Below are 24,930 nucleotides of genomic sequence, written 5' to 3' on the forward strand. Positions count from 1 at the left end.
AATTTAATTTTTTAGGAGGTTATTTTATGTTTAAAAACAAACTTAAGAAAAAGTTAATTCCAGTGGCAGTGCTTTCAACTATGGCATTTGGTTCAATTATTGGCTCATTTGCTAACCATACAGTACAAGCTAAGGAAGCAAACAAGAACGAAATTAGGAATGTAATTTTTTTAATTGGTGACGGAATGGGTGTATCATATACTACTGCTTATCGTTATTTAAAAGATAATCCAAAAACAAAAGAAGTTGAACAAACAGAATTCGATCATTACTTAGTAGGGCAACAAATGACATATCCTGAGGACCCAAAACAAAATATTACTGACTCGGCAGCAGCTGCAACTGCAATGTCAGCGGGAGTTAAAACATATAATGCTGCAATTGGCGTAGATAATGATGGAGCAAGAGTAAAAACAGTACTAGAAGCTGCAAAGGAAAAAGGAAAAGCAACAGGGCTTGTAGCTACTTCAGAAATTACACATGCTACACCAGCGTCATATGGGGCGCATGATGTAAGTCGTAAAAATATGAATGCAATTGCTGATGATTATTATGATGAACTAATTAAAGGTGGACATAAAATAGATGTCATGCTTGGTGGCGGATTAAATAACTTTGTACGAGAAGATCGTGATTTAACAAAGCAGTTTAAAAAAGATGGCTACTCTTACGTAACGAATAAAAATCAACTGTTAAAGGATAAAAACAATAAAATATTAGGTTTATTTGCTCCTGGTGGAATGCCAAAGATGATCGACCGTGAGGCATCTACTCCGTCATTAAGTGAAATGACAAATACAGCGATTAATAAATTAAGTAGAGATAAAGACGGTTTCTTCTTAATGGTAGAAGGTAGTCAAATTGATTGGGCTGGACATGATAACGATATCGTTGCGGCAATGAGTGAAATGGAAGACTTTGAAAAAGCATTTAAAGCTGCTATTGCTTATGCTAAAAAGGACAAGCATACATTAGTCGTTGCAACTGCAGATCACTCAACTGGGGGCTATTCTATTGGTGCAAAAGGTGATTACAATTGGCACGGGGAACCGGTTGCTGCAGCAAAACGTACGCCAGATTTCATGGCTGAACAAATTAGTAAAGGCGCAGATGTAGAAAAAACATTGAAATCGAATATTAACTTAGAATTAAAGCCCGAAGAAATTCAATCTGTAAAAAAAGCAGCAGAATCAAAAAATATGGTAGAGATTGATAATGCAATCGAAGCAATTATTGATAACCGTTCAGTAACTGGATGGACTACTAGTGGTCACACAGGTGAAGACGTAAATGTTTATGCGTATGGACCTGGTAGCCAATTATTTGCAGGGAAAATTGATAATACTGATCAAGCAAAAAATATCTTTAGAATTTTAAAGAATGGTAAAGAAGTAAAAACAGATCCAGTTAAATGACGGGATTTAGTGATGAAAGGTGATTTAGATGAAAAAATTGATTCCATTTATTTTACTTTCATTCATGCTTACAGGATGTAGTTTAGTTGAGAAGGAGAAAACAACTGCTTCAGCAGAGAATATAAAAAACGTCTCAACGATCTCCAAAAGCCGGGCAAAGACTTTAGACGATGTATATGTAACAAATCCACAGGTTTCAGATGATACGAGGTTAATTCTTAAAGGTCAAACGCAAAAAGATGAGAAAGGTGAAGTTACTTTAGAAGACATTGCTTCATTAAATCAGTCTTACACAATTGGACCAATCGTTATGAAAATTAAACAGGTTAAGCTGATTAAAAACTTACCAACGTATTCTCTTATGGATTATTTTCATTATTATACAGAAAGCTATGAAAGTTTTCGATTCATTAAGGTTGAGGTAGAAATCATAAATCACTCGAATAAACAATTACACTTTGGTCCAGTTGCCCATTTGATGACAAGTAATCATGAAGTAAAGGAATTTAAAGATGACTTCTATATTGAATATTTAGGTGGAGAAATCAATCCAAATAGTTCAAAACAAGGCGCAATGGGATTTATTGTTGATCATACTGATCCTAGCTTGAAATGGATTGAGTTAACAACTAGTGATGTATTAGATGATCAACATAAAGTGATTGCTAAAGCACAAAAAATAAAAGTGGATTTTCATTAGATTACACAAAAAAAACTCCTTTCTAAAAAATAGAAAAAGGAGTTTTTTATTTTATAAGGTGATTTCATCCTCAACTGGTGGAAGGAGTACGTCATTTTTATCAGGATACATTGTTTCAATATGATTTTCTCCCCAAGAGCACAGTAGGTCTAATACTTCTTTTAATGACCATCCGTAATCCGTTAAGGAATATTCCACTTTTGGCGGAACTTGATTAAATACTTTTCGGTGAACGATATTGTCTTCCTGCAATTCTTTAAGCTGCTGAGTTAACATTTTTTGGGTAATGTTCGGCATCAATTTTTTCAACTGAGAAGTTCTTTTTGTACCTTTTGTCAAATGACATAGAATGACAACTTTCCACTTACCACCGATTACATCTAACGAAGCTTCAACCGGAATATTGTATTTTTTCATTTTCTCCTCTCCTTCATTATTAATGATTCAAATATCATAACATTCTCTTCGCAAACTGTGTAGTTTCTAGTTCGATAAAAAACTTTTTTGAGAATTTTTCACTGTTTTAAACCTTTATTCTCTTAAATGTTACTAAAAAGTAACTATATCACTTCAAAGTACATACTTCTTTTACTTAATCCTATCGGTCATAATGACAATAGTTAATTGATTAACACACACATTTACGAAAAGTATTTTTCCATTGTTCCTTAAATGTATAGAGGAATACGTTAATCTTTTACTATTTCTTTTCATTTATGTTTTGAATGATAATGAGACTTTATTCAGGCGCCATGTCTCTTTGTATTCAAACTAAAAATAAAACGCACAATAAAAATAACAAGGAGGATTTATATATGAGTTCAACTGCTGCTTCGATTAAGATACAAGAGAAAAAAAGTGGCACTCCTGCGTTAATGGCTCTTGCTATTAGTGCATTTGGGATTGGGACAACGGAATTTGTTCCTGTAGGTTTATTATCAACTCTTGCTGGTGATTTGAACATTTCAATCACATTAGCGGGATTATTAATTTCTGGATATGCGATGGGTGTTGCATTTGGAGCACCAATTTTAACTGCATTAACAAACAAAATTGGTCGAAAATCATTACTAATGCTATTAATGATTATTTTCATCATTGGGAATAGTGTTGCAGCCTTTTCAAGTAGTTTTGGTCTATTGTTAGTTGCGCGAATCATTACATCATTTTCGCATGGTGTGTTCTTTTCAATCGGTTCAACAATTGCAGCCGATGTAGTACCTGAAAATAAACGTGCAAGTGCGATTGCCTTTATGTTCACAGGCTTGACTGTTGCGACTGTAACGGGTGTTCCATTAGGTACATTTATTGGTCAACATTTCGGATGGAGATCAACTTTTGGAGCCGTAGCAATATTAGGTGTTATTGCAATCATTGCAATTGCGTTATTAGTTCCAAAAACAATTAAACAGCCACCAGCATCAAAGTTTAGTGATAACCTGAAAGTTTTAAAAAATGGACCATTACTTTTAGCCTTTGCTATTACAGCTTTAGGGTATGGAGGTACGTTTGTAGCTTTCACATACTTGTCACCAATTCTTGAAAAAATTACCGGCTTTGCTCCAAACTCTGTAAGTATTATCTTACTTGTTTATGGTATTGCAGTAGCACTTGGTAACACGATCGGTGGAAAAGCGGCTAATAAAAATCCTTTAAAAGCACTAACATGGATGTTTGCTGTTCAAGCTATTGTTCTTATTATTCTTTCGTTTACAGCTCCATTTAAACTAGTAGGAATTGTAACGATTTTCTTCTTAGGCTTGCTTGCTTTTATGAATGTACCTGGTCTACAAATTTATGTTGTGAAATTAGCTGAGAAGTATGTCCCATCTGCTGTAGATATTGCATCAGCGCTAAATATAGCAGCGTTCAACGTAGGTATTGCAATTGGAGCATTTATTGGTGGTTTAGTTGTAGATACTATCGGCCTGATTCATACACCATGGATTGGTGGGATCATGGTATTAGGAGCTGTTGGGTTAAGCATCTGGAGCGCTTCTTTAGAAAAGAATAAGTAAATTTTTAAAATAATAAATAAATAATTTAAAGGGAGAAATAAAAAATGAATAATTTAGTTAAATTAAATAATGGTTTAGAAATGCCAGTAATTGGGTTAGGAGTTTTCCAAGTAGAAGACGGACAAGTGGTAATTGATTCTGTAAAAGCTGCAATAAGAAATGGCTACCGTAGTATCGATACTGCAGCGATTTATCAAAACGAAGAAGGTGTAGGGCAAGGTATTAGAGAAGCTCTTGAAGAAAATGGTCTAAAACGTGAAGACTTATTTATTACATCAAAGGTATGGAATGCTGATCTAGGCTACCAATCAACTTTAGATGCTTTTGAATTAAGTTTGAAAAAACTAGGTCTTGATTATTTAGATCTATATTTAATTCACTGGCCAGTTGAAGGTAAATATGTTGAATCATGGAAAGCACTTGAAACACTTTACAAAAACGGGAAAGTAAAAGCAATTGGAATGAGTAACTTCCAAATTCACCACTTGAAAGAAGTAATGGCAAATGCTGAAATAATGCCTATGATCAACCAAGTTGAATTACATCCAATGCTAAGTCAAGTTGAACTAAGAGAATTTTTAAAAGAAAATTCAATTCAAGTAGAAGCATGGGCGCCATTAATGCAAGGGCAATTATTTGACAATGAAACTTTATTACAAATAGCAAACAAACATAATAAATCAATTGCTCAAGTTGTATTACGTTGGCATTTACAAAATGGTGTTGTCATCATACCAAAATCAATCAAAGAACATCGTATTCAAGAAAACGCAAATATTTTCGATTTTGAACTAACAGAAGAAGATATGAACCAAATCAACTCACTGAACCAAAATCACCGTGTTGGTCCAGACCCTGACAATTTTGATTTTTAAATAAAATATAAACGTAAACGACTGCTAAATTCTTTGGCAGTCGTTTTTATTTCTTATAAAGTGAAGTGTTTGCACATTCTCAAAAAATTAATTAAATCATAGAGGCATTTTTTATTAAGAGTCGAATATTCGAATATAACAATTTCATTTACAAAAACTTCCGCACCATAAGACTTAAGACTTACTAAGTTTAATACTTAAGTTCGTTTCAAAGTATATATTGTTTCGTTACGATAAATAAGTAGTGAAAAATATTGGAGAACGGTCAAGTTGTAGTATAGGAGTTGATTACTTTGAAGAAAGAAACTAAGTTCAATACAATGAAAGAACTGACGTTACACATAGTATTAGCTACGATATCGATCGTAATATTAGTCACTAGTTTACCTACTGTCATAACGATCTATAAAATATCGATTATTTTAGCAATCATGGTAATTCTGCTTTTAGATTTTTATCTGGTAGTATCGAATCATAAAAGATTTTTAAAGGTTACAAAAATAGCGCTAATTTGTTTACTACTTTGTATAACGGTAGTTGGCATTTTATTTTATGCTAGTCAATTTCTAGTATTCGTAGATGCGTACGGAATTGAGCGAATATTAACCAATCATATAGCAACGGCAAAATTATTATTTTTCTTAATCTGTTTATCTCAACCGATTTTTTTACCTTTACCAGAAGCCCTTACTATTCCTGCAGGTAGTGCTGTAATCGGATCGTTTTCGGGAGCGTTATTAGGATTTTTAGGTTCAACTTTAGGTATTGTCATTATGTATTTCATAGCAAGAATAGGTGGACTTAAATTAGTTTCGAAGTTTGTTAAAGAAAGTCAGATAAAGAAATATCAGGAATATGTCAAAAAAAATGAAACAATTATTTTGACATTAATGTTTATTATTCCAATTTTACCGGATGAAATTATTTGTGTCGGGGCAGGGATTAGCAAAGTCTCTTTTAAAAAATTCCTTATAATTGCTTCGATTTCAAAATTAATTACATCATCTCTATTATCATACTCTGTGTATTTGGCTAAAATTTTCTCTTTAACAACATCACAAATAGTATTAACTAGTTCCATTTTAATTGCCTGCATCTTCTCTTTATCATTAATGATTAAGAAAACAATTAAACGAACCAATTCAAAAGAAGCTTACGTAACAGAAAGTGAATAATAAAAAAGGCAATGTAAGGTTAAACCATTACATTGCCTTTTTACTTAGTTCAAAAACTGCATTTGTCGAATTTGAAAATTTCCTGAGAAATAATGTAGAAAACATGACGAATTTACATCAATACTTTAATACCTTGAACGATATTCCATATAAAGACAATTAAATTAACGATTAGTACTAATACAAATCCACCAACTAAAGCAAAACCTGCTCCGTCACCCAAAGACATAAATGTGAAAAAGGAAATAAGCGCTAAAATAATAATCGTTAGAAATGGTAGAATATGTGAAAAAAAGGCTCGTTTAGAATGCGATTTTAGTTGTTGATCCTTTGCGACGAAATAAACAATTATTGGGAATAAGAAAGGCGCAAAGAATACACTAAAATAACATAATGAGGACAAAATCTTATTTGTTTCCATCTTTTTACCTCGATTTCTTAATAAATTTTAATTAATCTTAGTATAGTTTAATTTATATATAAAAATCGATTCTTTTATTAACAATTTTTTTGATACTTAATTAAAAAAGTTTAGGCTGAGAAATGTGTATCCTTTTTTTGTTTCTTTTTTAAAGAAATGTAAATGAAAAAACCGACTATGATAGTTGCGGTAATACAGATTGTAATCCATGGAGAGCCAAGCAAGAAATTTCCGTATAAGGTATAAAGAACTGCGATTGGAATATTACCAGCAAAAACAATTGCAATATAGGACAAGTATTTCATATTAGTGGAGGCGGCGATAAAGCAAGCACCATCTGTTGGAGCTAGAGGAGTTGCGACTGTTAGGAATAAGTATTTCCTTCGGTTCAAAATAATCTCTTCAAATAGAGAGGGATATTTATTTTCCATGAATTGTTGAATTGAATCACTTAAAATACTTCTACTTAATAAGTAAATAATTGTTTCTGTGATGGCCATTCCGATTAATGATAAGAAAATGGTTTCAAACGGGTGAAAAAACAAGCTACCTACTACAATTAATAAAGAGCTAGGAATGAAAAGAAAGATTCTGGCACAAAAAATAGCGACAAATAATAACATAGGATTGATGGAAGAGTTGGCAATATAGTGTTTTATATCTTGCAATGACAAATGAAATAAATGATATCGAATAGCGAGTAGTAGCATTAAAATCCAAAAGCCGATTACAGTTAGTGGAACGACTTTTTTCATGATGTATGCTCTCTCCTTTTAAGTTAGAAAATCTTCAGTTATAGTATTCTATTCCTCAAGTACAAGAAAACTGATTCATTTTTAAAAATTAATAATAAAGGTCATAAACATGTCAAAAAATGAATAAAAATAATTAAGCACTAAATATCTCAAATCAAAGAGAATTGAGGTGGAGATATGCTTGATGAAGGCCTATTAGTTATTCGACTTGTTTTAGGTATTATTTTATTAGGTCATGGGGTGCAGAAAGTATTTGGTTGGTTTGGTGGTTATGGTATTAAAGGAACTGGACAATGGTTAGAGTCGATTGGAATCAAACCTGGTGCATTTTTTGCTTTTATAACAGGAGTGGCAGAAATCGTAGGTGGATTCTTCGTAGCGGCTGGTGTATATACTGAAATAGGTGCATGGTTGATTATAGTAGTGATGGCAGTAGCGGTAATAAAGGTTCATATAAAGAACGGATTCTGGAATAGTTCAAATGGATTTGAGTTTAATCTATTAATTATTGCAGCTGCAGTTGGGTTATTACTCACTGGTCCAGGATCAATGGTTTTATTTTAAGGGATTGATAGGTTTAAGTCTGGAGGGAGTCTCATGTTTTGAGGCTTCTTTTTTGTTCATCTTTTTTATGAAAAATATTCCTCATTCGTGATACGATAAGGTCAGTAATGATAAGATGGAGGGATCAAGATGGCAGATGCTATTTTTGAACAACTTAGGTTTACAAGAGTTTATACTTTGAAAGTTCTTAGTACTGTTTCAACAGAAGTAGTAGATGTAATTCCAGGAGGATTCAATAATAATATTCTTTGGAATGCAGGTCACGTATTAGGGGCATATGAGCAATTACTTTATGCAAACACTGGTGATACTGGTCAACTTTCAACGGAATTCATTGATTTTTTTAAGGGTGGAACTAAACCAAGTGACTGGCAAGAGGAGCCGCCATCATTTAAGGAAATTATTACATTATTAGAACAGCAAGTTGAACAAATTATTTCTACATATGAAGGACGCTTAGATGAAATCATTCCAAAAGAGATGAAATTAGGTAGTTTTGAAATAAAGACTGTTCGAGACATGATTAGCTTTAACATTTTCCACGAAGGGCTACATGCGGGATTAATAAACGGTTTAAAAAGATCTCTTGGCCAATAGAGTTATTTTTACCTTTTGTCCACGCACTAAATCTAGGAGTTTATGCTCTTAGATTTTTTTGTTATAATCATGTTTAACAATTTGTTAATTTGATAGTTTGAAAATTGTGTTAATTCAAAATAAAATATGGCTCTTTCCAATTGATTTTTGTTTTTTAGTTAGCAGCAATTATGACGAAAACGGCCCAAAAAACGAGGTTATATATAATGAAGAAAGAAAGTAATTTAATTATTTACGATCTAATTTTGTATTTAGTATTTCCGCTTGTTTTATATAAAGTTTTACAGAACTATTTTAGTGACTATTGGGCGATGCTACTACCGACGATTCCAGGAATTTTATATACTTTATTTCGTTTTTGGTATACTAAACAGTTTAATGTTACTGGTCTTTTTATTATTTCAACATTAACTGTTAGTACTGCCGTTGATTTAATGGCATTAGGTTCTGCAAAAAACTTAATTTTGTACAATGTGTATTATCACTTTGGGGTTGTAGTTGTATTTTTAATTTTATTGGCTTTGAAAAAACCATTACCATATTATTTTATGATTGATATTGCTGCAATACAGGGGCAAGATCGTGAAGAAAGTAAAAAATTATATAAACATCCTTCACTATTTAAAGTGTTTCAGTACTTGTTTGTCGCATGGATTATTAAAGATATAGTATTTGCTGTTGCGCAATGGTGGATGGTAGATACGTATGGATTAAAAGCATACTACTCTCGTACAATTATCTTTACAATTGGTGGATATGTTTTTGGCATAATAATGGCAATTGGCTATGCAATGGTCACGATGAGAGCTCAAAAATTAAAAGGAGACGACTCAGATCAAAATTCCGATGAAATTATCATTTAGTAAAAGTCTTTTAAATAGAATGAATGCCACAAGGAATAAAATCCTTGTGGTTTTTTTATTTCTGATGTTCAATTATCCCCCTAATGAATTTCCTACTTCTTGTAATTCCTGCTCTTCTCTTAATCTTGCATTTAAACTATCAAGTTTTTGTATTCTTTCATTTTCGGGTTCGACATGAATTAATATTTTAGGATCTACTAAAACCTTTTTTATTTCATCTTCTATTTTGTCACATAGTAAATGAGCTTCTTCAATGCTCATGTGTGATGGTAATACTAAATGGAAATCGATATGCTCCTGTGCACCTGAACGCCTTGTACGTAAGTCATGGTATTCGATAAATTGGGATTTAAAAGAATTTAGTACATTTTCGATTTGTTTTAACTCATCTGTGGAAAGTCCTGTATCAAGTAGTGGGGTAAATGACTTACGTCCAAGTTCGATCGATTCCTTCATTATATAAATTGCGATTCCGATTCCGATCAATGCGTCGAGAAACTCCCAACCAGTAAGACTGACTAAAATTAAACTGACTGCTACTCCGATTGATGAATAAACATCCGTTAATAAATGCAAAGCGTTTGATTGCATTGCTACAGAATGAGTATCATTTCCTACTTTTTGAACGATTTTTCCTACTCTCCAATTGATTAACGCTCCAATTAACATGACGACTACACCGATTATTGGCATTTTAATTGAGGTAGGATGAAGTAGCTTTTCAACAGATTCAATGATAATCCAAATACCAGCTACAAATATTAAGATTGTTTCAACCGTACCTGAAATATTTTCAAACTTACCATGACCATAAGGATGCTCCTTATCTGGCGGTCTGTTTGAAATTCTTACTGAAAAAAATGCAATGACTGAAGCAACTAGATCCAATAAAGAATGAATTGCTTCAGAGATAATTGCTACGGAACCAGTAAAAATCCCGACTATTAATTTTAATATAACGATGAATGTGTTACTACAGATTGAAAGTACTGCTATTTTGCTTGAACGCAATCTATTCACCCCTGTCCAATTTTTTCTACTTAAGTTAAGAGTTTTGTAATAAGGCAACAAAAAAGAAAAACCACTAACAGTTTGTTAGTGGTTTGTTTTTTTTAAAGTTAAATTATATATTTTGAAATGATTTTTCATTTTTGAATCACCTTTTCTCTAGCATCAAACATATTCTATATTATAAATGCTATTTTTGGAAAGATAAAAATGTGTGTGAAAGTGAATATAAATCGACAAGTATTTTAAAAATGGTTTGACATCTATTTTTAGACTGTGTTATACATAGACTAATATAAAAAATAACAGTCTATTCGTAGAGGTTGCATTGTATATGAGTATCATTTTAGAGAACTGTGGGTTTGTTGACGAAATGAGAAAGGATCCTATGCCGAAGAAATAAATTGCCACACATTTTATTTCTGGGACTACATTTAATAAATGTAGTACTGTCACATGTGTTTGTGAAGAGCTATTGAAGAGATGTGATTGGCTAAGTCCTTTTTTAAAAGCGATGGGCACATGAACATATCCTTCATGTGTCTTTTTTAATACACTAATACATTGAAGGAAGCTTCTTAGAATGATCTTACATTTGACTTGAAGGGAGAATACGGATGTATTTACATGGTAATAGTCGAATTAATAATGAAGGACATTTAGAAATTGGAGGTTGTGATACTGTAGATTTAGTAAAAAATTACGGTACGCCTCTATACATTTATGACGAAGCGTTAATTGAATCAAAATGTAGGGAATTCCATGAAGCTTTAAGAAAAACTGGAATGAAATATCAAGTTGCATATGCGAGTAAAGCGTTCCTATGTGTTGAACAAGCCCGCTTAATAGAAAGAGAAGGCCTATGTTTAGACGTTGTTTCTGGTGGAGAGTTATATACAGCTCTGCAAGCAGGTTATCCAGCTGAGAAAATTCACTTTCACGGAAACAACAAAACAATTGAAGAAATTGAAGAAGCTTTAAATGCAAAAATCGGTTGTTTTGTAGTCGATAATTTCTTTGAGTTAGAAGTATTACAGGCATTAGCTGAACAACGTAATGAAGAAGTTTCGATATTATTACGTGTTACGCCAGGCGTTGAAGCACATACACATGAATATGTAATGACCGGCCAAGAAGACTCTAAATTTGGATTTGATATTATGTCTGGTCAAGCGAATGAAGCAGTGGAAGTTTCATTAAATTCAAATAACCTAAAATTATTAGGGGTACATTCACATATTGGATCTCAAATTTTCGAACCAGATGGTTTTGTTCATGCAATTAATGTATTAATGAGCTTTTTAAATGGAATTAAAAATGATTTAGGTTTTACAGCTGAAATATTAAATGTAGGTGGAGGCTTTGGTATTCGATATACTTCAGAAGATGAGCCTTTAGCTATTTCTAACCATATAGAAAAAATTACAACGATTATTAAACAACAATGTGAAGAGCTAGACTACAAATTACCAGAATTATGGTTAGAACCTGGACGTAGTATTGTTGGTGAAGCTGGAACAACACTTTATACGATTGGTTCTACAAAAACTCTTCCTTCAATTCGTAAATATGTATCTGTTGATGGGGGAATGACTGATAACATCCGTCCTGCACTATATGGATCAAAATACGAAGCGATGCTTGCAAATCGAGCAAATGATGTGAATAAAGAAGTTGTATCAATTGCTGGTAAATGCTGTGAAAGTGGCGATATGCTAATTTGGGATTGTAACTTACCAGTTGTAGAAAATAATGATATATTAGCTGTATCTTGCACTGGTGCTTATGGCTATTCAATGGCTAATAATTATAACCGTATCCGCCGCCCAGCTGTAGTATTTGTTAAAGATGGTGTTTCAAGAGAGGTAGTTCGTCGAGAAACATATGAAGATTTAGTTAGAAACGATAGAGTGTACATCGAAAACTCTAGTAGATAATTAACGGTTTTGTAATAGTTGTTTCAATTACTGACACTTCTATAAAGATAGAAGTGTTTTGTTTCGTTTTCTTTAATAGTAGATGATAATTTATCGACATATAAAGACATATTTATCATTTATATTACAATATTGTAACAATTGCGACTCTCTTCGGGAATCTATGGTATAAATATGTACGTAGATTAGCGAGAGGAGAACGCTGAAATGTTAAGAAAAAAACTAGCAGTGCTGGCAATGGCAAGTACAATAGTATTATCATTAGCGCCAAATGCTTCAGTTTTAGCTGATAGCAAAGTAGAAAAAAAGCAAGCTGAAGTAGATAAGTTCCAATCACAATTTAAAGAATTAAGCAACGAGATAGCGAAAATAGATAATCAAATTAAAACAACTAAGCAAAACATAGAAGCAAAAAAAGCAGAAATTTCTGAAACAGAAGAAGTTATTAAAGATAAAAATGCAAGAATTACATATTTACAAGACAGAATTCAAAAACGTAACGATTTATTAGAGGATCGTTTAGTTGCTATGCAAAAGCAACCGAAAGTTAATCTAGTAACTGATGTTTTATTTGATTCAGATTCAATCGTAGATTTCTTTAATCGAGTAAATTCAATTTCAACACTTTTTGAAGCTGATCAAAATATCATTAAAGAACAAAAGTCTGAACAAGCAGAAGTAGAAAAAGAAAAAAGACTTGTTGATGAAAAGAAACAATCTTTAGTAAAAGCAAAAGAAGATTTAGTTGCTCAACAAAGTGAGCTTTCTAAATCACAAGCAGAAAAACAAAAATCATTAAATACTGCTGAAGCTAACTTAAAGCTGGCTGTTAAAGAACTAGAGAATGCAAAAGAAGATGAGAGAGTTCAACGTCTTCAACGTATTGAGCAACAATCTCTTGAACTAGCTGCTTTATCTAGTGATGATGAAGATGACAGCGTTAGCACTACAGCTACTAAATCTAGTTCAAATTCTGATTCGAAACCAAGTACAAAATCTACTAGTACAAAACCAGATTCAAAACCTACTACAAGTTCAAATAATGATGGTCCAGCAGCAACTGGAAACTCAATTGTAGATTACGCTTTAAAATACCAAGGTGTACCTTATGTATTTGGCGGAACGTCTCCAAGCGGTTTTGATTGCAGTGGTTTCATCTGGTATGTATATTCACATAATGGATACGGCATCTCTCGTGGAAATGTAAAAACATATTGGAGCAATGCTACAAGAATCAGCTCTCCACAACCTGGTGACCTAGTATTCTTACAAAATACTTATATTAATGGTCCATCACATATGGGTATCTATATTGGTGGAAATAAAATGGTTCATGCTGGAAGCAAAGGAATCAGTGTAATCAGCTTAAGTAATAGCTGGGTTCGTTCTCACTTCTTAGGCTATGGAAAATTCTAATAGTTTATTAACCTCGTATTATAATTAGTATGGTACGAGGTTTTTTATATTGTCTTACGGAAAAATTAAAAAGGTATAAGCTTTAGCTTATACCTTTTTGATTTGAAACCTGTTCCTTTAGTAAATCACGTATCTCAATAAGTAAAGCTTCTTCTTTAGTAGGAACAACAGGTTTAGCTTCCTCTACTTCTTTCTTTTTAAATGAAAGTTTATTAATTAAACGAACAAAGAAAAATACTGAGATCGAGATGATAAGGAAGTCGACTACTGTTTGGATGAACATTCCGTATTTGATTTCAGTCTGATTGTATGTGTACATTAAATTCTTGAAATCTACGCCACCAGAGATCAATCCGATTAGAGGCATCATAATATCTCCCACTAATGAAGATACAATCTTACCGAAAGCACCACCAATAATTACCCCGACTGCTAAATCAAGCACATTTCCTTTTAAAGCAAACTTTTTAAATTCTTCTAACATTTTATTTCCTCCTGTATAATTATCGTATAAGTTTACATACAAATCTTAATTCTTTCAAGTTAGCAATTACTCTTTTTAAGCAAAAATATTTATACTGGCTTTTAGATATGGTAAATATAATTAATGACAATTTTTAGGAGGAGTATAGGTATGGGCACAGAATTAGCTACATTTGCTGGTGGATGTTTTTGGTGTATGGTAAAACCATTTGATCAACAGGACGGAATTATAAAAGTTGTTTCAGGCTATACAGGTGGGGATAAAGAAAATCCAACATACGAAGAAGTATGCACTCATTTAACGGGTCATTATGAAGCTGTTCAAATTACATTTGATCCAGAAGTCTATCCGTATGAGAAGCTATTGGACTTATTTTGGCAACAAATTGACCCGACAGATGAAGGTGGGCAATTTAATGATCGAGGTAGTTCATACAAAACGGCAATTTTTTATCATAATGAAAATCAAAAAGAACAAGCTCTAGCTTCAAAAGATAAACTAGAGAAAAGTGGTGTTTTCAAGAAACCAATTGTAACTGAAATTTTACCTGCAAAACCATTTTATGAAGCAGAAGAATATCATCAGCATTATTATAAAAAGCACCCAGTTCGTTACCAGCTTTACTTTAAAGGGTCTGGTCGTCAAAAATTTATAAAGGAACACTGGAAAACGGGCCAAGAGGAGTTAAAGAAAAAACTTACACCAATTCAGTATGCTGTTACGCAGGAAGATGCAACTGAACCACCATTTAGAAATGAGTTCTGGAATCATAAAGAAAAAGGAATTTATGTTGATATTGTATCAGGACTCCCTTTGTTTAGTTCATTAGACAAGTTTGATTCAGGTTGTGGATGGCCAAGTTTTACAAAACCGATTTTAAAAGGTGAAATTGAAGAGAAGAAGGACTATAGCCATGGGATGTTGCGTATTGAAGTGAGAAGTGCGGAAGCTGACTCACATCTTGGGCATGTTTTTGATGATGGACCAGGACCTGATGGCCTTCGCTACTGCATAAACTCTGCAGCTTTAAGATTTGTCCCATATGAAAAAATGGATGAAGAGGGTTATGGTAATTATAAGAGTATCTTTCTTAAATAGTCTCTAAGGATATTTTTCATCTAATTGAAATAATTAAAATTAAACCGAGATGTTTATTCGTCTCGGTTTTTTTATTTGCTTATTAGTAGGGGGTATTTATCTAACATCAACATAAGTTATAAAATATTGTCCTAAATATTTCTAAAAAGTTTTCTGAAAATATTTACAATTGAGAAATAAGTGTGTTAATATAAAAGTGTCACAAAGTTGTCACAAATTGGGTATTGCAATTCGCAAAAAAGCCGAAACGGGAGGTTAATCATTATGAAGCGCACTGATTATGAAATCGTTGAAACATATACTCAATATTCTGGTATTGCCTTTTTTATTGGTCTTATTCTTTTTTTACTATATTTCACTGGAAGCGGTTTCTTACATACTGGCGTTAGCCTAACAGTGAGCATAGTATTGATGGGCTCTTGTTCAACCTTATTTCTATTAGGTACTTTTTTGGGATTGATGTTTTCAGTCTCTACTAAAGAACAAGTTTAAAAGTTAAAAAAAGAGTGGGTGTTCAATTGGCAAAAAGTCAATTTGAACGCCCTTTTGTTTTGTGTAACATATTTTACCAGAACTGTGTATAAAGTAATCTGTAACTTAAAATTCTTCCGATACGATTTAAATAAGGAAGTTTTGATGCACTAGGAGGTGTCGCTTAGGATGAATTTTTATAAAAAGTTAAAAGGTATGGATCGTAATGTGTGGATTCGAGTGATAGGAGAAACAATTACGAGTAGTGCGATGATGATGCTTATGCCATTTTTTGCTCTCTATCTAGAAGGAAAAGTTGATTCAATGCTAAAGGTTGGATTTATTATGTCAATTTCACCTATCGCATCGTTATTTGGTTCGATGGTAGGTGGTAGACTCGCTGATTTATATGGTCGAAAACGTATGATGGTTTTTTCGACCCTTGGAACATCGCTTATTTTAGTATCCTTTGCTTTAGTAGAAGGCTATATGGCATTTTTAATTTTATCGATTTTACTAGGTATTAGTAACTCATTCTTTAGTCCAGCAGCTTCTGCAATGGTGGCTGATGTAACTGAACCAGAAGAAAGAACTGAAGCGTATGGATTATTAAGGGTTGGAAGTAATGTAGGTACTGTGGTCGGTCCGTTATTAGGAAGTTCGGTTGTTTACTTTTCTAAGGATAGTTTATTTTATATTGCAGCAATCACTTTAGGACTTTATAGCATTGCGCAATTAATTCTATTAAAAGAAACACTTCCTGTAGATAAAAATGTTAAAGAAAAGAAAGAAGAAACAAAAATACCTTTTAAACAAGTTATGAAAATCATTAGTTCAGATAAATTATTACTTTTTTACGTAGCAACAGGTGTGATTATTTCAATGGGTTTCTCACAAATTGAGGGGATGCTACCTCTTTATTTTAAACAAAGCTTTCAATCGCATTTTGGTGTGTGGAATCCTTATCCATTTTTAATGTCGCTAAATGGATTGTTAGTTGTTCTTTTGCAATTTCCAATTTCAAGTTATTTATCGAATCGTTCAATTGGAAAAACGATGTTTTATGGAACAATCTTATTTGGCTTAGGCATTTTATCAATCGGTTTTGCACCTCCATTATTCATATCAATAGGATTAGGGAAATGGATGATTCTTTTTTTCTTAGCAATGATCTTCATATACTACACATTTGGGGAAATGGTCATGTCGCCAGTTCAAATGACATTTGTGGCAAATATTGCACCTGAAGATTTAAGAGCGACCTATATGGCGGTTGGTAGCATGAAATGGACGATAGGTGGATTTCTTGGACCTTTACTTGGGGGCTTTTTATTCGATTTAAAATTAGGGATATGGCTATTTATCATTCTAGGAACAGGAGTTGTACTTTCAGGTATAATGTATCGCTCGCTTGATGAAAAAGTAGCAATCAGAGAAAATCAACAGGGTATCGCGCAATAGTTCCAAAGGCACTCACTTTGATTGCTTAGTCAAAGGAACAGTGCTTTTTACTCTAATAGACAAAGTATAGTTCAAGTAGAGCTATGCTTTTTTTTAGTTGTAATGAAATCACAAAACAGATATCATTGCATATGTTGTAAAGAAATATAGGTTTCTACCCATAAAAGCTTATACACATTTGTATAAAGTGGTACAATAGGGAGAGCAAAAAATAGTAGGGGGAACATCATGAAGATTAAGTTAGGATTATTATATGGCGGTAAATCTGCGGAACACAAAGTATCATTACAAACAGCTTTTGCCGTTATTTCTGCTTTAGATCACACAAAATTTGATGTGTATCCAATTTATATAACAGAACAAGGCGAATGGTTACAAGGGAAACAAATTGAGGGGAAAGTAGAAAGTGTTGCAGCTTTAAAATTCTCAAATGAAGATCAACATGTAAATGAAATCGCTCCTGTTGCGTTAACTTCATCAATTATTCCTGCTGCTTCAAATCAAGATTCAACTGGCCCAGTTGATGTTATTTTCCCATTATTACATGGACCAAATGGTGAAGATGGAACAGTTCAAGGTTTACTTGAGCTATTAAATATTCCTTATGTAGGAAATGGTGTATTAGCTTCAGCGGCTGGGATGGATAAAGTAATTATGAAAAACTTGTTTGCTCAAGCTGGAATTCCTCAAGCTAAATATGTACATTTCTTAAAATCAGAGTGGAAATCAAATGCAGAATCCTGCTATGTAATGGTTGAGAAAGAATTAGGTTATCCTGTATTTGTTAAACCTGCAAACTTAGGTTCAAGCGTTGGTATTACAAAAGCTAAGAATCGTGAAGCACTAATAGCTTCGTTTGAAGAAGCATTCCAATTTGACCGTAAAATCATCATTGAAGAAAACATTGTTGGACGTGAAATTGAAATTGCTGTATTAGGTAATGATCAAGTTAAATGTTCTGTTGTTGGCGAAATCAAACCGTCAGTTGAATTCTATGATTATACTGCAAAATATGAGAGTGGCGACACTGGTTTAATTATCCCAGCTCCTGTAGAAACAGAAACATATGAAAAAATTAAGCATTATGCAGAACTTGCTTTCAAAGCAATCGATGGCTCAGGCTTAACTCGTGCTGATTTCTTTGTAACTGAAGATGGTGGCGTATTAATGAATGAAGTTAATACAATGCCTGGATTCACTCCGTTCAGTATGTATCCTCAATTATGGCAGGCAACTGGATTAACATATCCAAAATTAATTGAAAAATTAATAGACCTAGCAATTGAACGTTACGAGCAAAAACAACAAATTAAATATAATATTTAACAATTGAAAACACTATTCATGATTGAATAGTGTTTTCATGTGAATAAAAGAAAAATGGTTAGAAGAGGAGTTGGTGACAATGTCAATCATACGTACTTTATCTCAAATTGTTAATATGATCCCTGGTAGCCAATTACAAGGTGAAGATTTAACAATCAAAGGAGTTTCAACAGACTCTCGTGTAGATTTAAATGGGAAATTATTTATACCGCTGATCGGTGAAAAATTCGATGCACATCAATTTTTACCTCAAGCAATTGAAAATGGTGCAAGCGCAGTACTTTGTTCTAGAAAGTTTTCAAATATACCAACAAACACGTCTGTCATCTTAGTTGACGATACGTTAGAAGCTTTACAGAAACTATCTAAATCATATTTACGTGAGTGGAATGGAAAAATAGTTGGTATTACAGGAAGTAATGGGAAAACATCGACAAAAGACATTTTAACTAGCATTCTTTCAGCAAAATATAAAGTACATAAAACACAAGGGAACTTTAATAATCATATCGGACTTCCGTTAACAGTATTAGCGATGGAAGAAGATACAGAGGTCGCTGTCTTAGAAATGGGTATGAGCAATTTTGGAGAAATTGAATTTCTATCTAATTTAGCTGAGCCTGATGCAGCAATCATTACAAACATCGGTGAGTCTCATATGCAGGAACTAGGCTCAAGAGCTGGTATCGCAAAGGCGAAGCTTGAGATCGCTAGCGGGCTATCTAAAAATGGATTACTTGTCATTAATGGTGATGAACCACTATTAATCGAAGGTACAAAAGACAAAAATTTAATCTATACAATTGAAACTTTTGGTTTTAGTGAAAGTAATGATGTTTATCCAACATTTATTGAAATGAATGAATCTGGTAGTGAATTTGAAATAAATAAAGCTAAGGATGTCCGTTTCAAATTGGGCGTACTAGGCAAACATAATATTAGTAATACATTAGCAGCTATTGCAGTTGCGAGAAAGTTTTCGTTAACATGGGATGAAATTAGTTCGGGTATGCAGAATTTAGAAATGACTAAAATGCGCATGGAACTATTAAAGAATGAAAATGGAATAACAATTATTAATGATGCCTATAATGCAAGTGTTACATCTATGAAAGCGGCTCTTTTATTTGCTTCAGAACTAAAGGGTTATCATCGAAAATTTGTTGTATTTGGCGACATGTTAGAATTAGGTGATCAAGAAATTGCTTTTCACGAAGAAATTGGAGAAGAAGTTGTAAATCTTCATTTCGATTTTCTTTATACTTTTGGACCATTAAGTAAATTTGCAGCAACGTCAGCTTTTGAAAAAATGGACTCTTCAAGAGTAAAAAGCTTCGAAGATAAAAATAAGTTAATTGAAGATTTATTACAACAAGTTCAACCAAATGACCTAGTATTAGTTAAAGCTTCTAGGGGAATGAAATTAGAAGAAGTAGTAAATGCGTTAGTAAATCAGGGGTAATCATATAATCTAGGGAGTTGAAAACAAGGGAAATAGGAATAAAGATTCTCCTTATTCCCTTAGTTTTGCTCTTTGTTTGTTGCGTCCCTGAAATATACGAAGTGAAAACTTTATACGCGTAATTTAACATATGAAAACTGTTCGTAATAAAAGGGGTTAAGAAGGCTCTAAATATGATTTTATGGCGAATTTAACGTTAATAAAAGGGCAAAATATTGACTGGAAACCAAATTGTTAGAATATAACTTCATTTGCTTTTTAGTTAGAATGTCCGTATAATGGGTAGATATTGTTTCCTTTTCATGATACTTCGGACTATTGTTTTCCACTAAAAACGAACCTTCCATATGAACAGTCACGAAACATATAATTTTTTAAATTTTTATAGATCAATTGAGATACAAAGGAGATTAACCAAATTGACAACATTTCAAGAATTAGGATTAAGTAGTAAGATCCTGTTTGCGATTGAAAAATTAGGCTTCGAGGAAGCTACTCCAATTCAAGCGCAGACTATTCCATTAGCAAAACAAGGCCATGATGTAATTGGTCAAGCGCAAACTGGTACTGGTAAAACTGCCGCTTTTGGTATTCCATTACTAGAAAAAATTGATGTAGATAGTAACGATGTTCAAGGACTTGTTATCGCACCTACACGTGAGTTAGCTATTCAAGTTGGTGAAGAATTACACAAAATTGGTATGAATAAAGGTGTAAAAATCCTTCCAATATACGGTGGACAAGATATTAATCGTCAAATGCGTTCATTAAAAAAATTCCCACATATTATTGTTGGAACTCCTGGTCGTATTCAAGACCATATTAACCGCCGTACAATTCGCCTAAACAATGTAAATACAGTTGTTTTAGATGAAGCAGATGAAATGTTAAACATGGGATTCATTGAAGATATTGAAGCAATCCTAAAAGAAGTTCCAGAAAATAAACAAACACTTCTTTTCTCTGCAACAATGCCTGACCCAATTCGTCGTATTGCAGAAACTTTCATGACAAATCCACAAATCGTTAAAGTAAAAGCAAAAGAAGTTACAATGCCAAACATTGAACAACATTTTATTGAAGTTCAAGAAAAGAAAAAATTTGACGTTTTAACACGTTTATTAGATATTCAAACACCAGAATTAGCTATTATTTTCGGTCGTACAAAACGTCGTGTTGATGAATTATCTGAAGCATTAAATCTACGTGGTTATGCTGCTGAAGGTATTCATGGTGATTTATCACAAGCAAAGCGTGAACAAGTACTTCGTAAATTCAAAAATGGTTCAATCGACGTATTAGTAGCAACAGATGTAGCTGCTCGTGGATTAGATATTTCTGGCGTTACACATGTATATAACTTTGATATTCCTCAAGATCCTGAAAGCTATGTACACCGTATCGGTCGTACAGGTCGTGCAGGTAAATCAGGTATTGCAATGTTATTCATCACTCCACGTGAGTTCGGTCAATTAAAAAATATTGAGCGTACAACAAAAAAACGTATGGAGCGTATGACTGCACCGACATTAGATGAAGCAATTGAAAGCCAACAACGCATTATTGCTGAAAAATTAGCTTCAACTATGGAAAGTGATAACTTAGCGTTCTACAAACGTATTGCTGAAGAATTACTAGAAGAGCATGATTCAGTAAACGTAGTAGCTGCTGCATTAAAAATGTTAACAAAAGAACCAAATGAAACTCCAATTCGCCTAACTGATGAGCCACCTATGGTTTCAAAACGTGATCGTGGCGGACGTGGTGGAAACGGCGGCGGTTACCGTCGTGGTGAAAACAGACGTGGCGGTGGCGAAGGCCGTCGTGGAGATGGACGTCGCGGTGATGGACGTCGTGGAGATCGCGACAACCGCGGAGGAAACTTCCGTAACAAACGTAGTGAAGGTTCTCGCGATGGTAATCGTGGCGGACAACGTAGACATCAAGATAGCAACAAATAAGATAATTCAAGGTACATGGAATAATAATCCATGTACCTTTTTTAATGCAAACTGTGTGAATTTTGACAGATTCCATACACTAACTAAAAACGTATGAGAGTTGGAATAAATATGTTGGTTAGACTTGGATATGTCGCAATGAGTATGAATTTACAAAACGCCTCTCCCTCAAAGACAATGACGGTTGCTCAATTTTTAAAACAAAAAGATAAAGATGCGGCTATTCGTAAGCTAGAGCAAATTGCTAATACAAATATTAATAACTCCTTAAGACTACTTAAGCACAATAAGGCACATGATATATCTTTTTTTCGCCTAAGTAGTAAATTAATTCCATTAGCTAACCATGAAGAAGTAGCGGATTGGAATTACATAAAGCCTTTAAAGGAAAGTTTACTTGAGTTGGGTAAATTTGCGATTGCAAATGAAATGAGGATTGATTTTCATCCGGATCATTTCGTAATCTTAAATTCAACTAATGAAGAGTTATTAAAATCATCTGTAAAAACCTTAAAAATGCATTATCAGCTTTTAAAAGCGATGAAGATTAATACAGAACAACGATGTGTACTCCATATTGGTGGAGGGTATGATGATAAGGAAAAATCACTGGAACAATTAATAGAGAATTTTAGCCTTGTTCCAGCGCAAATTCAAAAAATGCTAATGTTTGAAAATGATGATACAACCTTTACGTTTGATGAAACATTATTTGCCTGTGAAAAATTAGGAGTTCCACTTGTATTTGACTATCATCATCATCTAGTTAATCATACGAATGATGACTGGATAAAAAATTGGAGTTATGCGGTCGATACTTGGAAAGCTTCGAGCTTACCGATGAAAATGCATATATCTAGTCCTAGAGATGAGAAAGACAAACGAGCTCATGCTGATTTTGTCGACCCTAACATGTTTATAACATTTTTAAATGATATTTATGGCTCGGTTAGGCAAATTGATTGTATGATTGAAGCAAAACAAAAAGATAATGCACTATTTCAATTAATGGATGATTTGAAAGCTCATCCGTCTATTGAGATTATTAATGATTCAAGCTTTTATTTTAAACCGTAGTACTTGAAAGTTAGGGTGAGGAAAATATGATCGTAGGTATTGGATTAGATTTAGTAGAAATTGAACGAATGAAAGAAATAATAAGCTCACAGCCAAGGTTTGCGAAAAGAATTTTAACAGAAGCAGAATATGAAATATACGAAAACCTATCAGAACGAAGAAAACTAGAATTTTTATCAGGAAGATTCGCCGCAAAAGAAGCTTGTTCTAAAGCTTTTGGTACCGGTATTGGGAAGGAATTAGGGTTTCATGATATTGAAATCTTAAATGATGAAAAAGGTAAGCCTGTTTTAACCGTTGATTTGCCGTTTATACCGTTTTTATCAATTACGCATACTGAACATTACGCGGCTGCTCAAGTTGTCTTACAGCAGGTATAACACACTTTTAAAAGTCACTCGTTTGAGTGGCTTTACTTTTTTGTACCGACCAAATTGCTAATTTTAAGGATTTTTAATATAAGTACCTGCACCATTGTCCTCACTTACAGCCCTCTGCAATCATAAAATCTTCTTAAATTTTTTAATTTAGCTTGTCATGCTAGTCTGCATATTTTAAAGCTTGACCTCATATAGTTCTATGAGGATATGAGAAGCAAGGTTGCAACGTGCATGAATAAATCTAGATTTTACTTCTAAGCTACTCGCGCACATTTATTCATAAGCCTTTGCATAAAATTCTCTTTTTTACAATTTAAGAGGAATAAAGGAGCTGGGGAGATGAAGAAAAAGCTTGTAGCGATGCTTTTGACAATCATGTTAGTACTATCATTAGCTGCATGTGGCAAGAAATCGAAAGATGATGTAGTAGGTTCTCTTAGTGATCAGATGGAGAAAATGAATGGTTATAAGGCTGATGCAACTTTAACAATTAACAACGGTAATGATCCTCAAAAGTATGAGGTAGTCATTTGGCATAAAAAGCCTTCTTTCTACCGAGTGCAATTAAAAAATGCAAAGAGTGATCAAAACCAAATTATTTTAAGAAACAAAGAAGGTGTGTTTGTTTTAACGCCAGCATTAAATAAAAGCTATCGCTTCCAGAGTGATTGGCCATCAAACAGCAGTCAGCCATATTTACCGGAATCCTTGGTTAATGACTTATTACAAGATAAGAATGCAACGTTTAAAACGACTAAAAAAGGATACGTATTTGAAACAAAAACAAATTACACAAATAGACAATTGCTCCCAACACAAGAAATTACTTTTAATAAAAAAGGTCTAACACCTGAATCAGTCAAACTACTAGATACAGATAAAAATGTTGTTTTGGATGTTAAGTTCGATAAAGTACAATACAATGCGAAATTTGATAATGATGCCTTTGATGTGAAGAAAAATATGACAAGCGCTCGTTTAAGTGTACCTACTTCTACAAATCCAGAAAATGATCCTGATTTATTAGTGACACTTTACCCGAATTATTTAATGAAGGGCGTTGTGTTAGATGATCAACAAGAAGTAAAAACAGACAATGGTGTTCAGGTTATACTTTCATATAAAGGTGATAAAAAATCATTTACTTTAATTGAGGAAAAAGCACGAATTTCAGAGTCTGGAACAACGATGGAAATCACTGGTGAACCAGTAGATTTAGGCAAAACGGTGGGAGCATTATCAGATAAAATGATCACATGGTCATATGGTGGAACAGATTTTACGATTGTTTCTAAAAACTTAACTCAAAGTGAGCTAATTCAAGTTGCCCAATCAGTCGGAGATACAGGCACAAAATAATATTTTTTTCAAACTTAAAAGGGCGTGATGATGCTTTATCACGCCTTTTTAAATTTTAAATAAACTATATTGTAGTAGTATAATGGTTGACATTTATAGTAAAATAA

At 33.2% G+C, this 24,930-nt stretch carries 24 protein-coding genes, 1 pseudogene and 1 riboswitch; of the genes and pseudogenes, 20 read left to right on the forward strand and 5 right to left on the reverse strand.

Features of this window, described 5'->3' with window-relative positions; genetic code table 11:
* Positions 1-26 precede the first annotated feature (26 nt).
* Together CN925_RS10850 and CN925_RS10855 are read left to right on the forward strand one after the other, a co-directional pair.
* Complete coding sequence (locus CN925_RS10850; protein WP_098846261.1) at positions 27-1,415, forward strand: alkaline phosphatase; 1,389 nt, start codon at positions 27-29, stop codon at positions 1,413-1,415.
* A 28-nt stretch (positions 1,416-1,443) separates the two neighbouring features.
* Positions 1,444-2,115: a DUF4352 domain-containing protein gene (locus CN925_RS10855; protein WP_098846262.1), complete on the forward strand. Its 672-nt coding sequence runs from the start codon at positions 1,444-1,446 to the stop codon at positions 2,113-2,115.
* Between the two features lie 51 nt (positions 2,116-2,166).
* Here the strand turns inward: CN925_RS10855 and CN925_RS10860 are convergent, their stop codons facing one another.
* A complete protein-coding gene (locus tag CN925_RS10860; RefSeq protein WP_098846263.1) occupies positions 2,167-2,532 on the reverse strand; it encodes a winged helix-turn-helix transcriptional regulator in 366 nt (121 codons plus the stop codon).
* Positions 2,533-2,930: 398 nt separating this feature from the next.
* Here CN925_RS10860 and CN925_RS10865 point away from each other — a divergent pair, with 398 nt between their 5' ends.
* The 3 genes from CN925_RS10865 (at position 2,931) to CN925_RS10875 (ending at position 6,183) form a co-directional block, all read left to right on the forward strand.
* Entirely contained in the window at positions 2,931-4,133 is a 1,203-nt protein-coding gene (locus CN925_RS10865) for an MFS transporter (protein ID WP_353616069.1), read from the forward strand.
* A gap of 44 nt (positions 4,134-4,177) precedes the next feature.
* On the forward strand, positions 4,178-5,008 hold the full coding sequence (locus CN925_RS10870; RefSeq protein ID WP_098846265.1) for an aldo/keto reductase: 831 nt from the start codon (positions 4,178-4,180) through the stop codon (positions 5,006-5,008).
* Positions 5,009-5,301: 293 nt separating this feature from the next.
* On the forward strand, positions 5,302-6,183 hold the full coding sequence (locus tag CN925_RS10875) for a TVP38/TMEM64 family protein (RefSeq protein ID WP_286138325.1): 882 nt from the start codon (positions 5,302-5,304) through the stop codon (positions 6,181-6,183).
* A gap of 112 nt (positions 6,184-6,295) precedes the next feature.
* Here CN925_RS10875 and CN925_RS10880 read toward each other — a convergent pair whose 3' ends face one another.
* Together CN925_RS10880 and CN925_RS10885 are read right to left on the reverse strand one after the other, a co-directional pair.
* A complete protein-coding gene (locus CN925_RS10880) occupies positions 6,296-6,604 on the reverse strand; it encodes a magnetosome magnetite crystal formation protein family (protein ID WP_098846266.1) in 309 nt (102 codons plus the stop codon).
* Positions 6,605-6,714: 110 nt separating this feature from the next.
* Entirely contained in the window at positions 6,715-7,359 is a 645-nt protein-coding gene (locus CN925_RS10885) for a TVP38/TMEM64 family protein (RefSeq protein ID WP_098846267.1), read from the reverse strand.
* Positions 7,360-7,536: 177 nt separating this feature from the next.
* Between CN925_RS10885 and CN925_RS10890 the strand changes: the two genes are divergently transcribed.
* From CN925_RS10890 to CN925_RS10900, 3 genes are all read left to right on the forward strand, one after another.
* Entirely contained in the window at positions 7,537-7,923 is a 387-nt protein-coding gene (locus tag CN925_RS10890) for a DoxX family protein (RefSeq protein WP_098846268.1), read from the forward strand.
* 129 nt (positions 7,924-8,052) lie between these two features.
* A complete protein-coding gene (locus CN925_RS10895) occupies positions 8,053-8,520 on the forward strand; it encodes a DinB family protein (RefSeq protein ID WP_098846269.1) in 468 nt (155 codons plus the stop codon).
* Between the two features lie 206 nt (positions 8,521-8,726).
* A complete protein-coding gene (locus CN925_RS10900) occupies positions 8,727-9,383 on the forward strand; it encodes a VC0807 family protein (RefSeq protein ID WP_098846270.1) in 657 nt (218 codons plus the stop codon).
* A 72-nt stretch (positions 9,384-9,455) separates the two neighbouring features.
* On the opposite strand, the gene CN925_RS10905 is transcribed toward CN925_RS10900, so the two are convergent.
* Positions 9,456-10,394 (reverse strand): cation diffusion facilitator family transporter, encoded by a 939-nt coding sequence (locus tag CN925_RS10905; RefSeq protein WP_098846271.1) that lies wholly within the window; start codon positions 10,392-10,394, stop codon positions 9,456-9,458.
* Positions 10,395-10,700: 306 nt separating this feature from the next.
* A riboswitch (Lysine riboswitch) is annotated at positions 10,701-10,874 on the forward strand.
* Between the two features lie 134 nt (positions 10,875-11,008).
* Here CN925_RS10905 and lysA point away from each other — a divergent pair.
* Both lysA and CN925_RS10915 read left to right on the forward strand, forming a co-directional pair.
* Entirely contained in the window at positions 11,009-12,328 is a 1,320-nt protein-coding gene (gene lysA / locus CN925_RS10910) for a diaminopimelate decarboxylase (RefSeq protein WP_098846272.1), read from the forward strand.
* Positions 12,329-12,535: 207 nt separating this feature from the next.
* Entirely contained in the window at positions 12,536-13,744 is a 1,209-nt protein-coding gene (locus tag CN925_RS10915) for a C40 family peptidase (RefSeq protein ID WP_098846273.1), read from the forward strand.
* A gap of 82 nt (positions 13,745-13,826) precedes the next feature.
* On the opposite strand, the gene mscL is transcribed toward CN925_RS10915, so the two are convergent.
* Positions 13,827-14,228: a large conductance mechanosensitive channel protein MscL gene (mscL, locus tag CN925_RS10920; RefSeq protein WP_098846274.1), complete on the reverse strand. Its 402-nt coding sequence runs from the start codon at positions 14,226-14,228 to the stop codon at positions 13,827-13,829.
* A 150-nt stretch (positions 14,229-14,378) separates the two neighbouring features.
* Here mscL and msrA point away from each other — a divergent pair.
* From msrA to CN925_RS10965, 10 genes and pseudogenes are all read left to right on the forward strand, one after another.
* Positions 14,379-14,894: pseudogene (gene msrA, locus CN925_RS21570) on the forward strand (peptide-methionine (S)-S-oxide reductase MsrA); the annotation flags it as partial.
* On the forward strand, positions 14,880-15,326 hold the full coding sequence (msrB, locus tag CN925_RS21575) for a peptide-methionine (R)-S-oxide reductase MsrB (protein ID WP_483295188.1): 447 nt from the start codon (positions 14,880-14,882) through the stop codon (positions 15,324-15,326). The pseudogene msrA and the gene msrB, both read left to right, overlap by 15 nt.
* A gap of 264 nt (positions 15,327-15,590) precedes the next feature.
* Positions 15,591-15,818 (forward strand): hypothetical protein, encoded by a 228-nt coding sequence (locus tag CN925_RS10930; protein ID WP_098846276.1) that lies wholly within the window; start codon positions 15,591-15,593, stop codon positions 15,816-15,818.
* Between the two features lie 168 nt (positions 15,819-15,986).
* Positions 15,987-17,258: an MDR family MFS transporter gene (locus tag CN925_RS10935; RefSeq protein ID WP_098846277.1), complete on the forward strand. Its 1,272-nt coding sequence runs from the start codon at positions 15,987-15,989 to the stop codon at positions 17,256-17,258.
* Positions 17,259-17,483: 225 nt separating this feature from the next.
* On the forward strand, positions 17,484-18,584 hold the full coding sequence (locus CN925_RS10940; RefSeq protein WP_142339220.1) for a D-alanine--D-alanine ligase: 1,101 nt from the start codon (positions 17,484-17,486) through the stop codon (positions 18,582-18,584).
* Between the two features lie 79 nt (positions 18,585-18,663).
* Positions 18,664-20,046 (forward strand): UDP-N-acetylmuramoyl-tripeptide--D-alanyl-D-alanine ligase, encoded by a 1,383-nt coding sequence (locus CN925_RS10945; RefSeq protein ID WP_098846279.1) that lies wholly within the window; start codon positions 18,664-18,666, stop codon positions 20,044-20,046.
* 419 nt (positions 20,047-20,465) lie between these two features.
* Positions 20,466-22,007 (forward strand): degradosome RNA helicase CshA, encoded by a 1,542-nt coding sequence (cshA, locus tag CN925_RS10950; RefSeq protein WP_098846280.1) that lies wholly within the window; start codon positions 20,466-20,468, stop codon positions 22,005-22,007.
* A gap of 111 nt (positions 22,008-22,118) precedes the next feature.
* Positions 22,119-23,084, forward strand: coding sequence for a UV DNA damage repair endonuclease UvsE (gene uvsE, locus CN925_RS10955; protein ID WP_098846281.1), 966 nt, complete (start codon positions 22,119-22,121; stop codon positions 23,082-23,084).
* A gap of 26 nt (positions 23,085-23,110) precedes the next feature.
* Positions 23,111-23,464, forward strand: coding sequence for a holo-ACP synthase (gene acpS / locus CN925_RS10960; RefSeq protein ID WP_097978941.1), 354 nt, complete (start codon positions 23,111-23,113; stop codon positions 23,462-23,464).
* A gap of 339 nt (positions 23,465-23,803) precedes the next feature.
* Entirely contained in the window at positions 23,804-24,823 is a 1,020-nt protein-coding gene (locus tag CN925_RS10965) for a LolA family protein (RefSeq protein WP_098846282.1), read from the forward strand.
* The last annotated feature ends 107 nt before the right edge of the window (positions 24,824-24,930 follow it).

Source organism: Bacillus sp. AFS055030 (assembly GCF_002574545.1).
Classification (GTDB): Bacteria; Bacillota; Bacilli; order Bacillales; family Bacillaceae_G; genus Gottfriedia.